This window comes from Roseomonas sp. TF40 (genome assembly GCF_057219975.1).
The window spans coordinates 315,358-330,251 of the sequence record NZ_JBXVVR010000002.1 but is presented as its reverse complement, the minus strand read 5'-3'; the positions used below and the strand labels follow the sequence as shown (position 1 = coordinate 330,251).

14 protein-coding genes are annotated in these 14,894 nt (G+C 71.1%); 7 read left to right on the top strand and 7 right to left on the bottom strand.

Features of this window, described 5'->3' with window-relative positions:
* Nucleotides 1-72: 72 nt before the first annotated feature.
* Nucleotides 73-2,394, top strand: a complete 2,322-nt coding sequence (locus tag AC2D9U_RS07600; RefSeq protein WP_484747815.1) for an NADP-dependent malic enzyme — start codon at nt 73-75, stop codon at nt 2,392-2,394.
* A 60-nt stretch (nt 2,395-2,454) separates the two neighbouring features.
* On the opposite strand, the gene AC2D9U_RS07595 is transcribed toward AC2D9U_RS07600, so the two are convergent.
* Nucleotides 2,455-2,580, bottom strand: coding sequence for a hypothetical protein (locus AC2D9U_RS07595; RefSeq protein ID WP_484747814.1), 126 nt, complete (start codon nt 2,578-2,580; stop codon nt 2,455-2,457).
* Nucleotides 2,581-2,762: 182 nt separating this feature from the next.
* Between AC2D9U_RS07595 and hslO the strand changes: the two genes are divergently transcribed.
* Together hslO and AC2D9U_RS07585 are read left to right on the top strand one after the other, a co-directional pair.
* On the top strand, nt 2,763-3,749 hold the full coding sequence (gene hslO / locus AC2D9U_RS07590) for an Hsp33 family molecular chaperone HslO (protein WP_484747813.1): 987 nt from the start codon (nt 2,763-2,765) through the stop codon (nt 3,747-3,749).
* A gap of 37 nt (nt 3,750-3,786) precedes the next feature.
* A complete protein-coding gene (locus AC2D9U_RS07585; protein ID WP_484747811.1) occupies nt 3,787-4,431 on the top strand; it encodes a hypothetical protein in 645 nt (214 codons plus the stop codon).
* Nucleotides 4,432-4,460: 29 nt separating this feature from the next.
* Here AC2D9U_RS07585 and AC2D9U_RS07580 read toward each other — a convergent pair whose 3' ends face one another.
* From AC2D9U_RS07580 to AC2D9U_RS07555, 6 genes are read right to left on the bottom strand one after another with little or no spacing between them, the layout of a single operon-like run.
* Complete coding sequence (locus AC2D9U_RS07580) at nt 4,461-5,318, bottom strand: ParB/RepB/Spo0J family partition protein (RefSeq protein WP_484747810.1); 858 nt, start codon at nt 5,316-5,318, stop codon at nt 4,461-4,463.
* A 28-nt stretch (nt 5,319-5,346) separates the two neighbouring features.
* Nucleotides 5,347-6,162 (bottom strand): ParA family protein, encoded by an 816-nt coding sequence (locus AC2D9U_RS07575; RefSeq protein ID WP_484747808.1) that lies wholly within the window; start codon nt 6,160-6,162, stop codon nt 5,347-5,349.
* Nucleotides 6,143-6,751 (bottom strand): 16S rRNA (guanine(527)-N(7))-methyltransferase RsmG, encoded by a 609-nt coding sequence (gene rsmG, locus AC2D9U_RS07570; RefSeq protein WP_484747807.1) that lies wholly within the window; start codon nt 6,749-6,751, stop codon nt 6,143-6,145. The genes AC2D9U_RS07575 and rsmG overlap by 20 nt, the downstream gene beginning before the upstream one ends.
* Complete coding sequence (mnmG, locus tag AC2D9U_RS07565) at nt 6,739-8,739, bottom strand: tRNA uridine-5-carboxymethylaminomethyl(34) synthesis enzyme MnmG (RefSeq protein ID WP_484747806.1); 2,001 nt, start codon at nt 8,737-8,739, stop codon at nt 6,739-6,741. The genes rsmG and mnmG overlap by 13 nt, the downstream gene beginning before the upstream one ends.
* A gap of 21 nt (nt 8,740-8,760) precedes the next feature.
* The gene (mnmE, locus tag AC2D9U_RS07560; RefSeq protein WP_484747804.1) at nt 8,761-10,089 is read right to left on the bottom strand and encodes a tRNA uridine-5-carboxymethylaminomethyl(34) synthesis GTPase MnmE; all 1,329 of its coding nucleotides are present in this window, start codon (nt 10,087-10,089) and stop codon (nt 8,761-8,763) included.
* Between the two features lie 54 nt (nt 10,090-10,143).
* Nucleotides 10,144-10,527, bottom strand: coding sequence for a (2Fe-2S) ferredoxin domain-containing protein (locus tag AC2D9U_RS07555; RefSeq protein ID WP_484747803.1), 384 nt, complete (start codon nt 10,525-10,527; stop codon nt 10,144-10,146).
* Between the two features lie 162 nt (nt 10,528-10,689).
* On the opposite strand from AC2D9U_RS07555, the gene AC2D9U_RS07550 reads away from it, so the two are divergent.
* The 4 genes from AC2D9U_RS07550 (at nt 10,690) to AC2D9U_RS07535 (ending at nt 14,842) form a co-directional block, all read left to right on the top strand.
* The gene (locus AC2D9U_RS07550) at nt 10,690-11,190 is read left to right on the top strand and encodes a methylated-DNA--[protein]-cysteine S-methyltransferase (RefSeq protein ID WP_484747801.1); all 501 of its coding nucleotides are present in this window, start codon (nt 10,690-10,692) and stop codon (nt 11,188-11,190) included.
* A 5-nt stretch (nt 11,191-11,195) separates the two neighbouring features.
* Nucleotides 11,196-12,170 (top strand): quinone oxidoreductase family protein, encoded by a 975-nt coding sequence (locus AC2D9U_RS07545; RefSeq protein ID WP_484747799.1) that lies wholly within the window; start codon nt 11,196-11,198, stop codon nt 12,168-12,170.
* Between the two features lie 84 nt (nt 12,171-12,254).
* Entirely contained in the window at nt 12,255-13,274 is a 1,020-nt protein-coding gene (locus AC2D9U_RS07540; protein ID WP_484747798.1) for a C-terminal binding protein, read from the top strand.
* A gap of 287 nt (nt 13,275-13,561) precedes the next feature.
* The gene (locus AC2D9U_RS07535; protein ID WP_484747796.1) at nt 13,562-14,842 is read left to right on the top strand and encodes a glycosyltransferase family 4 protein; all 1,281 of its coding nucleotides are present in this window, start codon (nt 13,562-13,564) and stop codon (nt 14,840-14,842) included.
* Nucleotides 14,843-14,894: the final 52 nt, after the last annotated feature.

The following is a 14,894-nucleotide window of genomic DNA, read 5'->3' as shown; positions in this document are numbered from 1 at the left end:
ACCTGCGAAGCGCCCCGCTTCCCGCGCCGCGCGCTTGGTTCCATAACGGACCCAAGAGGGAGATCGAGCACCATGGACGACGCGCGCAAGGCACCGGCTGAGATCAAGGGCGACACCCGCACCGCCCGGGTCACGGATGAGGAAGCGCTGGCGATGCATCGCGAGGGGCGGCCGGGCAAGCTGGAGATCCGGCTGACCAAGCCGCTGACCACCGCGCGCGACCTCTCGCTCGCCTATTCGCCGGGCGTGGCCGCGCCCTGCGTCGAGATCGCGCGCGACCCGTCGCTGGCCTATGACTACACCTCGAAGGGCAATTTCGTGGCGGTGATCAGCAACGGCACGGCGGTGCTGGGGCTGGGCAATCTCGGCGCGCTGGCCTCCAAGCCGGTGATGGAGGGCAAGGCGGCGCTGTTCAAGCGCTTCGCCGATGTCGATTCGATGGATCTGTGCGTCTCGACCGAGGATGTGGACCAGTTCGTGAACTGCGTGCGCTACCTTGGCGCGAGCTTCGGGGGCATCAACCTCGAGGACATCAAGGCGCCGGAATGCTTCGTCATCGAGAGCCGCCTGCGCGAACTGATGGACATTCCCGTCTTCCACGACGACCAGCACGGCACGGCGATCGTCGCCGCGGCGGGGCTGATCAACGCCTGCCACCTCACGGGGCGCGACCTGAAATCGGTGAAGCTCGTGATCAATGGCGCGGGTGCGGCGGCGGTCGCCTGCGCCGAGCTGGTGAAGGCCATGGGCATCCGCCCGCAGAACGTGATCCTCGCCGACACCAAGGGCGTGATCTGGCGCGGCCGGACCGAGGGCATGAACCAGTGGAAATCCGCCCATGCGGTGGAGACGCCGGCGCGCACCCTGGCGCAGGCGATGGAGGGGGCGGATTGCTTCATGGGCCTCTCCGTGAAGGGGGCGGTCACACCCGCGATGGTGCGCTCGATGGCGGCGCATCCGATCATCTTCGCGATGGCGAATCCCGACCCCGAGATCACGCCCGATGAGGCGCGCGCGGTGCGGCCCGATTGCATCATCGCCACGGGGCGCAGCGACTATCCGAACCAGGTCAACAACGTGCTGGGCTTCCCCTTCATCTTCCGCGGCGCGCTGGATGTGCGGGCCAGCACCATCAACGACGCGATGAAGGTGGCCGCGGCCGAGGCGCTGGCGATGCTGGCGCGCGAGGACGTGCCGGAGGAAGTGGCCGGGGCCGGTGCGGGGCCGCGCGGGGGCAAGGCACTTCGTTTCGGTCCCGAATACATTATCCCCAACGCCTTCGACCCGCGCCTGATCAGCCGGATCTCGCCGGCGGTGGCGAAGGCGGCGATGGAAAGCGGCGTGGCGCGCAAGCCGATCGCAGACCTGCACCGCTATGCGCGCGACCTCGCCGGGCGGCTCGACGCCACGGCGGGGGCGATGGAGGCGATCGCCGAGCGGGTGCGCGCCAAGCCGCGCCGCGTGGTCTTCGCCGAGGGCGAGGAGGCGCGCGTGATCCGCGCCGCCATCGCCTTCCGCAATGCGGGCTATGGCACGCCCGTGCTGATCGGGCGGGAGGATCGGATCCAGGAGACGGTGGCGGGGCTGGGCATTCCGCTGCCGGAGGGGATCGAGATCCAGAATGCGCGGCTGTCCGACCAGAATCGCAGCTATGCCGAGTGGCTGTACGAGAAGCGCCAGCGGGAGGGCTTCCTGCTGCGCGACTGCCAGCGCCTGGTGAACCTCGACCGCAACGTCTTCGCCGCCTGCATGGTCGCGAAGGGCGATGCCGATGCCATGGTGACCGGGGCGACGCGCAGCTATGCCGCCACGCTGGAGGGCGTGCGCACGGTGATCGATCCCGCGCCGGATACGGTGCTGTTCGGCCTGACGGTGATGCTCGCGCGCCGGTCGGGCACGGTGCTGGTGGCGGATACGGCGATCCATGAGCGGCCCGATGCCGCGACGCTGGCGGAGATCGCGATCAAGGCCGCCGCCGCCGCACGGCGCATCGGCCAGGAGCCGCGCGTGGCCTTCCTCAGCTTCTCCACCTTCGGCGATCCCAAGGGCAGCATCCCCGGCAGCGTGCGCGACGCCGTGCGGCTGCTCGACGCGCGCGGCGTCGATTTCGAGTATGATGGGGAGATGGCGGCGGATGTGGCGCTCGACCCCGAACTGCGCCGCAACCTCTACCCCTTCTGCCGCCTCACCGGGCCGGCCAATGTGCTGGTGATGCCGGGGCTGCACACGGCGCACATCCTGACCAAGGCGGTGCCGCGCCTGACCAGCGCCCAGACCATCGGGCCGCTGCTGATGGGGCTTTCGGCGCCGGTGCAGATCGTGGGCATGGAGGCGAGCGTGAACCAGATCCTGGACATCGCCTGCCTCGCGGCCCACTCCGCTTTGCCGAAATAGACCCAGAGGCAGCAGCGCAAGCCCGGCCGCCGAAGACGGCCGGGTAAAGGTAAGCAGGCCTCAGGCGCGGAAGGCATTGCCGCGCATATAGGCGCGCTCGGGCCGATAGCTCAGCCAGCGGCGAAGGCGGCGCAGCGCGTCGCGGATCGGCGTGCGGGCGCGGAACGGCAGCAGCAAGGCGGGCATGGGGACCCCCGGGAAGGAGAGAGGTTCGCCTTCCTGGCGGGGCGGCACGCGGGGCGCCGGATGCGGTCAGTATCGGCCGGAGAGATTGACCGATCCTTGCCGCGCCGGCCGCCATTCGGCGGGGCGGTGGAAATGCTGTAGGATGGGCTGAACGCATTCTCTCGCCCCATGGTTCCAGACCCTTGACCGATCCGACCAGCCCTTCCGCCACCCCGGCCTTCCTCAACCACGACCGGCCCCCCGTGCCGGACATCGTGGTGCCGCGGGGGGTGCAGCCCTTTCACCTGGACCAGAAACCCGTGCGTGGCCGGCTCGTGCGGCTGGGGCCGCTGGCGGAGGCGCTGCTCGCGCGCCACAACCAGGATCCGGCCGTGCTCAAGCTGATGGGCGAGGCGCTGGCCCTGACGGCGGCGCTGGCGACGGCGCTGAAGTACAAGGGCTCCTTCAGCCTGCAGGCGAAGGGGGATGGTCCCGTGCCGATGCTGCTGGCCGATTGCACCGATGCCGGCGCGCTGCGCGGCTATGCCCGCGCCGACGCCGAGCGTCTGGCCCCACTGCTGGCCGACGGCGCCGCGCCCAGCGCGCGCGCCCTGCTCGGCGATGGCTACTTCGCCTTCACCTGCGACCAGGGGCCGGAGATGGAGCGCTACCAGGGCATCGTGGCGATCGAGGGCGACAGTCTCGCGGAGATGACGGGCACCTATTTCCGCGCCTCCGAACAGCTGCAGAGCGAGGTCTTCCTGGCCGCGGCGCAGGGCCCGTCCGGCTGGCGCGCGAGCGCGCTGGTGATCGAGCGCGTCGCCAGCGGCGGGGGCCTGCCGGTCACGACGGGCGCGGCCTCCGAGGCCGAGGATGACGATGCCTGGCGCACGGCGGTGGCGCTGGCCAGCACGATCAAGGCCGCGGAATTGCTGGATGACGCGCTGAGCCCGGAGCAGTTGCTGCATCGGCTGTTCCACGCCGAAGGCTTGGCGCTGGACCGCGCGCGCGCGCTTTCCTATGGCTGCCGCTGCTCGCGGGCGCGGCTGGCGCAGGTGCTGGAAGGGTTCAGCACGGATGACCTGGACCACATGGCGGAATCCGGCGCCATCACCATGACCTGCGAGTTCTGCAACCTCGATTTCCGCTTCAACCGGGCGGAGGTCGGCAGCCGCGGCGCGCCCGGCTGATGTCTGTGCCCGGTTCCTGGGAAGGAGTTGTCGCCCCATGATGAAGCGTCGCCTGATGCTGCGTCTGCCGCTCGCCCTGCCGGTTGCGCTGGCCGCCTGTGCCAGCGGCGATGACCAGCCCTTGCCGCCGCTGGTGACGGGCTATCGGCACCTGACGCCGCTGCGCCTGAACGTGCTGGAGGTGGATATCCCCGATCCGGCGCCGGGGGCGGTGGCGGTCGCGCCCTCGGCCACGCTGCGCCCGGATGTCGAGATGCGGCGCATGGGGCAGGAAAGGCTGGTGCCTGTGGGCACGGCCGGGCGCGCGCGCTTCCTCGTGACCCGCGCCCGCTTCTCGCGCGAGCGGCTGCCGCCGGCCGGTGGGCTGACCAGCCTGGTTGCCGGCGAGCCGGGCGAACGCTTCTCCTGCGAGATGGCCTGCCGGATCGAGGTGATGTCCGCCGAGGGCGGGCGGCTGGGCTTCGCCGAGGCCGAGGCGCGGCGCAGCCAGACGGTGGCCGAGGGGGCTTCGGCCACGGCGCGCAGCCGCGCCGCGGAAGAGGTGGTGCGGCTCGCGATGGAGTCGCTCAATGTCGAATTCGAGTTCCAGATCCGCCGCGCGCTGCGTGCCTGGCTGGTCGAGGGCAACCAGCCGCTGACGCCCGCGCCTGTCGAGCGCGAGGACCTCGCCCGGCCGAGCTGAAGGGCGCGCGGGCGCGCCCCGCCTCCCGTTCAGCCGCCGCCGGTCAACAGGCGGACCAGGCCGTCGAGCTGGTCGAGGTCGCGGTAGCGGATCACGATCTCGCCGCCCTTGCCCTGGTGCTTCACCGCGACGACCAGGCCGAGATGTTCGCTCAGCTCCTTCTCCAGGGCGCGGGTCTCGGGGTCCTGGGGGCGCGGCGGTGAGCCGGCCGGGCGGGGCTTGGCGGTGGCGAGCGCCTCGGTCTGGCGCACATTCAGTCCGCGCGCGACGATCTGCGCGGCGAGCCGGGCCGGGTCGGCGGTGCCGATCAGGGCGCGGGCATGGCCGGCGGAGATGGTGCCGAGCCGCACCAGGGTGCGCACCTGCTCGGGCAGCGCCAGCAGGCGCAGCGTATTCGCCACATGGCTGCGGCTCTTGCCGACGGCGGTGCCGAGCGCTTCCTGGGTCAGGCCGAATTCCTCGAGCAGGCGCTTGTAGCCTTCGGCCTCCTCGACGGCGTTGAGGTCCTGGCGCTGAAGGTTCTCGACGAGGCCGGCGGCCATCGCCTCGCGGTCGCCAAGGTCGCGGATGACGACCGGGACAGTATGGAGCTGGGCGGCCTGGGCCGCGCGCCAGCGGCGCTCGCCGCCGATGATCTCGTAGCTGTCCGGGCTGCCACGCTTGCGGCGCACCAGGATGGGCTGGAGGATTCCGTGCTCGCGGATCGAGGCGGCGAGTTCCTCAAGGCTGCCGCGGTCCATGCCGCCGCGCGGCTGGAAGGGGCCGGGTTCCAGCGCCTCGATCGGGACGTTGCGCAGCGCCTCGGCGGCGGCGCCGGCGGGCATGTCCGGGATCAGGGCGGAGAGGCCCTGGCCGAGGCGGGAGGTGGGTTTGCGCGTGCTGCTCATGGCTTGGGGGTCATCTCGGGCGTGCTGCTCATGAAGCGCGGTGCCGCGCTCTCTCCCGCTTGAGGAATTCGACCGCCAGCCTGACATGCGCCTGCGCGCCCGGCGAACGGAAATCGTAGAGCAGCACCGGCAGGCCGTGCGAGGGCGCCTCGCTGACGCGGACGTTGCGCGGGATCACGGTCTCATAGACCTTGTCCTTGAAGAAGCCGCGCACGTCGCTCGCCACCAGTTCGGAGAGGTTGTTGCGGCGGTCCACCATGGTCAGCACGATGCCCTCGAGCTGCAGGCGCGGGTTCAGCGAGCGCCGCACGCGCTCGATGGTGCGGGTGATCTGGCTGATGCCCTCCAGGGCGAAGAACTCGGTCTGCAGCGGCACGAGCACGCCCTCGGCGGCGACCAGCGCGTTCAGCGTGATCAGGCCGAGCGAGGGTGGGCAGTCGAAGAAGATGTAGTCGTAGCCCTGCAGCGCTTCGGCACCGGCGGCCAGCGCCTCGGCCAGGCGATGCTCGCGGCGCTCCAGGCCGACGAGCTCGATCTCGGCGCCGGCGAGGTCGGGGTCGGCGGGCAGGATGGCGAGGTTGGGCACCTGGGTGGGGCGGATCAGCTCGGCCAGGGGCCGGCCTTCGACCAGCAGCGCGTAGCTGCCGGCGCTGCGTTCAGTCCGGGGGATGCCGAGCCCGGTGGAGGCATTGCCCTGCGGGTCGAGGTCGAGCAGCAGCACGCGCCGGTCGGAGGCCAGGGCGGTGGCGAGGTTGATGGCCGTGGTCGTCTTGCCCACGCCGCCCTTCTGGTTGGCGAAGGCGAGCAGGCGCGGCGGCGGACGATCAGTCTTGCGGGGCGGCACGGCGGATGTCGCTGAGGCGGAGGATCGTGGCGGTGGGGTCGGTCTGGCTGGGGAAGCGATCGAGGGTGAAGCTCCAGCCAGAGTCCTGGGCGGCCCTCACTTCGGCCTCCGCGGTGCGGCCCTTGGGGAACAGCGCGATGCCGGCAGGACCGAGGAAGCGGACGGCATGAGGCAGAAGCTCCGTCAGGGGGGCGAGGGCGCGGGCCGTCAGGACATCCAGCGGGGGCAGGCTGACGGACTCGATGCGCGTGGCATGGACCTTCACGCGCGGCAAGTCGAGCCGTGCCGCGGCCTCGATGAGGAAGGCGGCCTTGCGCCGGTCCGATTCCACCAGATGGGTCGGCCTTCCCGTGGCCAGGGCGAGCATCAGCCCCGGGAAGCCACCGCCCGAACCGAGATCGCCGAGCGGGCCGTCGCCGGGGGGTAGGAAGGGCAGCAATTGCAGGGAATCCGCGACATGGCGCGTGCGAATGGACGCCGGATCGCGCTCCGCCACCAGGTTGATGCGGCCATTCCAGCGCAGCAGGAGGTCGATGAAGGCCTCGATCCGGGCGTCGGACACGGCCTCGCCCTGTTTCACGTGAAACACCCGCCCTGCTCCGGGGGCTGCGGCGTGTTAGAGCACGCCGCGTTCTGATGAACGCAGCTCGTGCTCTGCAACTCATTGAATCTAGAGCAAGGAATGCGTTCAGATGATTCCATCTGAACGCACATTGCTCCAGGGCTGCGGCGGAGATGCACGGCGAGGGCCGCGATGGCAGCCGGGGTGATGCCGGGCAAGCGGCCAGCGCTGCCGAGCGTGGCCGGGCGGGCGCGGGCAAGGCGCTGACGCATCTCGTTCGAAAGGCCGGGGATGATGGTGAAGTCCAAGGCCTCGGGGATGGCCACGGCCTCCTCCCGCGCCAGGGCGCGACGCTCGCTCTCCTGGCGGCGCAGATAGGGCGCGTAGAGCGCCTCGGCCTCGACCTGGCTGGCGACATCGGGCGGCAGGGTGGCGAGGAAGGGGAAGGCGGCGGCAGCTTCCGCCACACCGATGCCGGGCAGGCCCAGCACCTCGAGCACCGAGCGGCGGCGGCCATCCTGGCGGATCGGCAGGCCGGCGGCGATGAGGGCGGCGGGGGTGGCTTCCTCGCGCTGCGCCTGCGCGAGGGCCGCCGCCACGGCGGTGGAAAAGGCGGCGTGGCGCGCGGCGCGGAGGGGGCCGACGCAGCCCCAGGCGAGGCCGCGTTCGGTCAGGCGCAGCCCGGCATTGTCGGCCCGCAGGCTCAGGCGATGCTCCGAGCGTGCGGTGAGCATCCGATAGGGCTCAGAGACGCCATGCAGCACGAGGTCGTCGATCAGCACGCCGATATAGGCCTCGGCCCGGCCGAGCACGCGGTCCGGCGTTTCGCCTGCCGCGCGCTGGGCCGCGTTGAGGCCGGCCATCAGCCCCTGCGCGGCGGCTTCCTCATAGCCGGTGGTGCCATTGATCTGGCCGGCGAGGAACAGGCCCGGCGCGTCGCGCAGTTCAAGGGTCGGGCGCAGGGCGCGCGGGTCCACATGGTCGTATTCGATGGCATAGCCCGGCCGCAGGATGACGGTGCGAGCGAGGCCCGGGATGGTCGCGATCATCGCCGCCTGGAGGTCCGCCGGCAGGCTAGTGGAAATGCCGTTGGGATAGACCGTGTGGTCATCCAGACCCTCGGGCTCCAGGAAGATCTGGTGCCGCTCGCGATCGGCGAAGCGCACCACCTTGTCCTCGATCGAGGGACAATAGCGTGGCCCCACGCCCTGGATATGCCCGCCATAGACCGCCGTGCGGTGCAGATTTTCCCGAATGAGCGCGTGAGTCCCGGGCGTGGTCCAGGTGATCCCGCAGGCGATCTGGGGATTGGTGATGGCGGGTGTGAGCCAGGACATCGGCTCGGCCGGGTCATCGCCGGGCTGGCTTTCCAGCGCCGCCCAATCGATGGTGCGGCCATCGAGGCGCGGCGGCGTGCCGGTCTTGAGCCGGGCGAGGGGCAGCTTCAGCCGCTCCAGCGCCAAGGCGAGGCCGATGGCCGGCGCATCGCCGGCGCGGCCGGCCGGGGTCCGCTGGTCGCCGAGATGGATCTCGCCGCGCAGGAAGGTGCCGGTGGTCAGGATCACCGCACCGGCCGTGATGCGCTGCCCTGCTGCCGTGACGACGCCGCTGACCCGGCCATCGGGGGCGACGACCAGATCCTCCACCGCCGCTTCCAGCAGCACGAGGTTCTCGGTCTCCGCCAGCAGGCGCTGCATGGCGGCGCGGTACAGCGCGCGATCCGCCTGGATGCGCGGGCCGCGCACGGCGGGGCCCTTGCTGCGGTTGAGCAGCTTGGCATGGATCGCGGCCGCATCCGCGGCCCGGGCCATCACGCCATCCAGCGCGTCGATCTCACGCACCAGATGGCCCTTGCCGATTCCGCCGATCGCCGGGTTGCACGACATCTCGCCGATGGTGGCGCGCTTGTGCGTCAGCAGCGCCGTGCGCGCGCCGCATCGCGCCGCCGCGGCCGCTGCCTCGCACCCGGCATGGCCGCCGCCCACCACCACGACATCGAACTGCATCTGGTCCATCACGCGTGACCTATACGCCGGCTACTTGCCGATACAGAAGTCGCGGAAGACGGAATCCAGGATTTCCTCGACGCCGACACGCCCCGTGAGCCGCCCGAGCGCCCGCAACGCGGCGCGATAGCCCTCCGCCGCGAGTTCCGACAGCGGGGCGCACTCCGCCTGTGCGAGTTGCGCTGCGGCCTCTTCCAGCGTCGCGCGGTGCCGCGCGCGCGTCAGGCTCGGCGTTTCGGCGGGAGCCGCCAGTGCCACGGCTTCCCGCGCCAGGGCGGCCCGCAGGGCGTCGATCCCGGCGCCGGTATGCGCGCTGGTGGGCAAGACAACATGGCCGGCGATCGTCGCCGGGGCCGGGGCGAGGTCGACCTTCGCGGCGACGACCAGCGCCCGTGGCGCCTGTTCCAGAGCGGCGAGGGCCTCCGGCGCCGGCGGGGTGTCGGCCGCGAAGACCAGCAGGACGAGGTCGGCTTCCCGTGCCCGTCCCTCGGCCCGGCGCACGCCCTCCTGCTCGATTGAATCCGCGCTCTGGCGCAACCCCGCTGTGTCGGCGATCTGCACCGGGATGCCATCGAGGTCGAGCCGCCCTTCCACCACGTCGCGCGTCGTGCCGGGGATGGGCGAGACGATGGCGGCCTCGCGCCCGAGCAGCGCGTTCAGCAGCGAGGATTTGCCGGCATTGGGCGCGCCGAGAATGACCAGCGAGAGTCCCGCCCGCAGGCGTTCACCCCGCCCACCATCGGCCAGATGCGCGGTGATCTCGCCGCGCAGCGCGGCCGCGGCGGCTCGGGCCTGGCGATCGAGATCGCTGGGCAGGTCGTCCATCTCGAACTCGATGGCGGCCTCCTGATGCGCCAGGATTCTTGTGGCGCGCGCTGTCCACGCGGCATAGAGCGCGCCCAGCGCGCCTTCCGCCTGGCGCAGCGCCTGGCGCCGCTGCGCTTCGGTCTCGGCCGCGATCAGGTCGGCGATGGCCTCGGCCTGTGTCAGGTCGAGCTTGCCGTGCAGGAAGGCCCGGCGGGTAAATTCGCCCGGCTCGGCCTGCCGGCAACCGAGTGCCGCCAGCGCGCCCGCCACGCCTGCCAGCACCGCCGGCCCGCCATGCAGATGCAACTCGGCGGCATCCTCGCCCGTGTAGCTGCGGGGGGCGGGAAACCAGAGCACAAGCGCCTGGTCGAGGGTCTCGCCCGTGCCGGGCGCGCGCAGGCGACGCAGGCTCGCCTGGCGGGCCGCGGGCAACCCGCCGGTGAGCGCCGCCACCACAGGCCCCGCATCGGGTCCGGACAGGCGCAGCACCGCCACGGCCGCCGCGCCGGCGCCGGAGGCGCGCGCGAAGATCGTGTCCGCGGCATCCGTCACGCGGCAGTCCTTCTGTCCATGGCGTGTTTCACGTGAAACAGTCGGGGCGCCGGATCACGCCTTGGCCGGCGGCACGTCCTTTTCGGTGAGCATCAGCCGGCTCGCCCGGCCGCCGGCGACGAGATGCGCGGCCAGGATCTCATCCACATCGGCGTGGCTCTGCGGGCGGTACCAGATGCCCTCCGGATAGATCACCACCGTCGGCCCGAACTCGCACCGGTCGAGGCAGCCGGCCGAATTGACGCGCACGCCCTTGAGGCCGAGCTCCTTCGCGCGGGCCTTCATGTAGTCGCGCAGCTCCTCGCTGCCCCGTGCCGCGCAGGAACCGCGCTTGTGCCCGTCCGGGCGGCGATTGCAGCAGACGAAGACATGGGCGGTGAACCAGGGGGCGGGGTCGTCGGCAAGCGCCCGGCGGGCGGCGGGGGGGGCGTCGGTCACGGCAATCTCCAGGGGCAGGATCGGGGATGTAGCGATGCCGCGTGTGGGGTGCCAGGGTTCTTCCGCCAGCCCATCCGCATCGCGTCGTCCAAGCGCCACCCGCAGCCGGTCTTGACGGCGCCCCCATGGTTGTGGCGCATGGCGCGCCTTGGACCTGCAAACATGCCGCAACGCACCTGCCTCACCCCGCTCGGCGAGGTGACCCTGTCGGAAGAGGACGGACACATCGTTGCCCTCGATTGGGGCCGCGGCCGCGATCAGGCGTCCACACCCCTGCTGCGGGAGGCCGTGGCCCAGCTGCAGGATTACTTCGACGGTCGTCGCCAGGCCTTCGACCTGCCGCTCAGCCCGCACGGCTCGGCCTTCCAGCAACGCGTCTGGGCGGCGCTCACCCGCATTCCCGCCGGCGAGACCCGCAGCTATGGCGATCTCGCCGCCGAACTCGGCACCGCCGCGCGGGCCATCGGCCAGGCGAATGGCGCCAACCCGATCCCGATCCTGATCCCCTGCCACCGCGTGGTCGCCGCCAATGGCGCGCTCGGCGGCTATTCCGGGGGCGAGGGCGCGCCGACCAAGCGCTTCCTCCTCGACCTCGAGGCCCGCGCCGTCCGCGCCGCGCGGCCCGACCTCCTCTCCGTCCTTCCCCCCCACCAAGGGCCCTGACCGCCATGAACCATGCCATTCGCGTCCATGAATATGGCGGCCCCGAGAAGATGGTCTGGGAAGAGGTGCCGCTGCCCGCACCCAAGCCCGGCGAGGCGCTGGTCCGCCACAAGGCGGTCGGCCTCAACTACATCGACGTCTATTTCCGCACCGGCCTCTACAAGGCCCCGGCCCTGCCCGCGACCATCGGCATGGAGGCCTCGGGCATCGTGGAGGCGGTGGGCGAAGGCGTCACCAACGTCGCCCCCGGCGACCGCGTCGCCTATGCCACCGGGCCCATCGGCGCCTATGCCGAGGCCCGCACCATCAAGGCGGATCGCCTGGTGCGGATCCCCGGCGCCATCGGCTTCGAGCAGGCGGCGGCGATGATGCTGCAGGGCATGACCGCCTGCTTCCTCCTGAACCGCACCTTCAAGGTGCAGCGCGGCCAGACCATCCTGATCCATGCCGCGGCCGGCGGCGTCGGGCTGATCATGACGCAATGGGCCAAGCATCTCGGCTGCACCGTGATCGCCTGCGTCAGCACCGAGGAGAAGGCGGCGCTTGTCCGCGCCCATGGCGCCGACCATGCCGTGATCGGCCTCGCCGATCTGCCGGCGCGGGTAAAGGAGATCACCGGCGGCGCGATGCTGCCCGTGGTGTTCGACAGCGTCGGTCGCGACAGCTTCCTCACCTCGCTCGACTGCCTCGCGCCCTATGGCACCATGGTTTCCTACGGCAACGCCTCGGGCCCCGTGTCGATCCCCGATATCGGCATCCTCGCCGCCAAGGGCTCGCTCTACCTGACGCGCCCGACGCTCGCCACCTACACCGCCAAGCGCGAGGACCTGGAATTCTGCGCCAATGGCCTCTTCGAGGTCGTGGCCAGCGGTGCCGTGGCCATCCGCGTCAACCAGAGCTTCCCGCTGAAGGACGCCGCCGAGGCGCATCGCGCGCTCGAGGCGCGCCGCACCACCGGCAGCACCATCCTTCTGCCCTGAGACATCACAGCGACGGCGCCAGGGTTGTCGGCCCGGCGATCGCGCCACATGCTGCGGCCGGCCTGACAAGAGGGGATGAAACGCGTGGCGCGACTGACTGTGCTCGAACCGGAAGGCATGTATCCGGACACGCTGCTCGAGCAGCAGATCCTGGGCCCGGAGGTCGAGGTGCTGCACGGCGGCGCCCCCCATACCGGCTCGCTCGACGAATTGTCGGATGAGGTCTGCGCGCGCGTCGACGGGCTGCTGATCTTCCGCCACTGGCTCAAGCCGCACCACATCGCGCGCTTTCCGAAGCTCAAGGTCGTGGTCCGCATGGGCGTGGGCTATGACCGGCTGGATCGCGCCGCCTGCGCCGCCCGCGGCATCACGGTCTGCAATGTCCCCGACTACGGCACGCAGGAAGTGGCGGACCACGCCATGTCGCTGGTCCTGGCCCTGCGCCGCGGGCTGATCCTGCACCACGATCTGCAGCGCGCCACGCCGCCGGCCCCCTGGCGCTACGCTGAAAGCCCGCTGATCAAGCGCGCCGAGGTGCAGGGCTTCGGCATCGTCGGCCTGGGCCGTATCGGCACGGCCGTGGCGCTGCGCGCCAAGGCCTTCGGCTTCAAGGTGCGCTTCTTCGACCCCTTCCTGCCGAATGGCGTCGACCGCGCGCTTGGCATCACCCGCTGCAAGACCCTCGATGAGCTGCTCAGCGGCGCCGATGTGCTCACCATCCACGCCCCGGACACCAAGAGCACGCGCGGCATGATCGGCGCGGCGCAACTCGCCCGTCTGCCCAAGGACGCCATCGTGGTGAACACGGCGCGTGGCACCAGCATCGACATCGATGCGCTGGAAGCCGCGCTGCGCTCCGGCCACCTCGCCGGCGCCGGGCTCGACGTGATCCCGGTGGAACCGCCCGTCGATCCGGTTCCGGGCCTGCTGGCCGCCTACCGTGCGCGGGAACCCTGGCTCGAGGGCCGGGTGATCATCACCCCGCACAGCGCCTTCCACACGCCCGACGCCTGGCTCGACATCCGCACCAAGAGCGCCGAGACCATGCGTGACGTGCTGGTGGACGGGGGTCATAGCAACGTGATCCGACCCGACCAGGATTGAGGCTCCGGTCAGGAAATCCCCTGGGGCGCCAAGGCGCCTCAGTCCTGCCTTAACCTTTTGCGACCATCATTGCGCCGGTGATTCGGAGACACTCCGCGGCTGCCTGTTTTTCAGGCGACGTCAAATAATATAGATTGACGTGAAGTTGCCGCGGACACGATCATGTGAAGCTAATTCAAGGCCGTGTCGCGGTTTAACGTCCTGCCTGTGTCTGATTTCTGCGATTGTGCAGTGCAGCGGTTTCCGAGTAAGCCACCCCTGTGTGGGGGCGTTCACATCTTCGGGGTATGGTGGTGCACGTATTCCTCGACATTTCCCGGTTGCTGACCGCCGCCAAGCGCGGGGCTCCTTCCGGCATCGACCGGGTCGAGCTGGCCTATGCGCGGCGCTGGGCCGCCATGCCCGATGGCAGCGCCACCTTCGTCGCTGAGATCCCGCTGATCGGCTTTTCCGCGCTGCCCGCTACCCTGGTGCGGGAGCTGATTGCCGGCATTGCTCAGGCCTGGGACCATGGCGGCCGCCCCCCCAGCGCCATCATCCGCCGTGTCCGCATGGCTCAGCCCTTCGGCCGCGGTGCGCTGACCGAGGCGCTGAAGCGCCCCGGCCCCAAGGTGTTCCTTCTCGTGTCCCACCGTGCCCTCGAGCGCCCGGCACAGATTGCCGCCATGCGCCGCCAGGGCTGCCACTTCGTGCCGCTGATCCACGACCTGATCCCGCTGCACCACCCCGAATTCGCCCGGGCCGGCCAGGCCGAGACGCATCGCCGCCGCATCGTGGCCACCGCTGCGCTGGCGGATGCCATCGTCGTCAACTCGGCCGCGACCGCCGCCGAGCTGAAGCCCTGGCTGGCCGAGCGTGTGGCCGCCCCCCCCATCGCCGTCGCCGCGCTCGGCGTCGCACCTCCGCAGGTGGAGCCTCCGCCGGTCGCGCTGCGGCCCTATTTCGTCGTGCTCGGCACCATCGAGCCGCGCAAGAACCACATGCTGCTCCTCAACATGTGGCGCAACTTCGCCACCACCCTCGGGCCTGCCGCGCCGCGCCTCGTGGTGGTCGGGCGCCGCGGCTGGGAGAACGAGAACGTGCTCGACATGCTCGAGCGCTGCACCGTTCTCGACGGCCTTGTCCGGGAAGCCGGCATGCTGCCGGACCGTGAGGTCGCCTCCCTGCTCCGTGGCGCACGCGCGCTCCTGTTCCCCAGCTTTGCCGAGGGCTTTGGCCTGCCCCTCGCCGAGGCGCTGGCGCTGGGCGTCCCGGCCATTGCCTCGGACCTTGCCGCGCTGCGCGAGGTCGGCCAGCAGGCGCCCGACTACATCGACCCGCTGGACGGTGCCGCCTGGCGCAATGCGGTGCTCGACTATGCGCGGCCCGACAGCCCGGCCCGGCGCGCCCAGGTCGCCCGTCTTGCCGCCTGGCAGGCGCCGAGCTGGGAGCGCCACTTTGCCGAGGTCGATCGGCTGCTCGACCGCCTCTCGGGCACGCCCATCCTGGTGCCCTCCACCCGTCCCCCGACGCGCGCCGTTCGGGCGCAGCCGGCTGCCGGCCTGCCCCGCGATGAGGTGCAGCCATGAGGGGCCATTCCGGGCGCGTCGCCGCCGCCCCGCCAGGCGCCCCTCAGGTCAG

Coding starts and splice junctions, on each gene's coding strand:
- AC2D9U_RS07600 (WP_484747815.1), top strand. CDS start 73: ATGGACGACGCGCGCAAGGCACCGGCTGAGATCAAGGGCGACACCCGC.
- AC2D9U_RS07595 (WP_484747814.1), bottom strand. CDS start 2,580: ATGCCCGCCTTGCTGCTGCCGTTCCGCGCCCGCACGCCGATCCGCGAC.
- AC2D9U_RS07585 (WP_484747811.1), top strand. CDS start 3,787: ATGATGAAGCGTCGCCTGATGCTGCGTCTGCCGCTCGCCCTGCCGGTT.
- AC2D9U_RS07580 (WP_484747810.1), bottom strand. CDS start 5,318: ATGAGCAGCACGCGCAAACCCACCTCCCGCCTCGGCCAGGGCCTCTCC.
- mnmG (WP_484747806.1), bottom strand. CDS start 8,739: ATGGACCAGATGCAGTTCGATGTCGTGGTGGTGGGCGGCGGCCATGCC.
- AC2D9U_RS07550 (WP_484747801.1), top strand. CDS start 10,690: ATGCCGCAACGCACCTGCCTCACCCCGCTCGGCGAGGTGACCCTGTCG.
- AC2D9U_RS07545 (WP_484747799.1), top strand. CDS start 11,196: ATGAACCATGCCATTCGCGTCCATGAATATGGCGGCCCCGAGAAGATG.
- AC2D9U_RS07535 (WP_484747796.1), top strand. CDS start 13,562: ATGGTGGTGCACGTATTCCTCGACATTTCCCGGTTGCTGACCGCCGCC.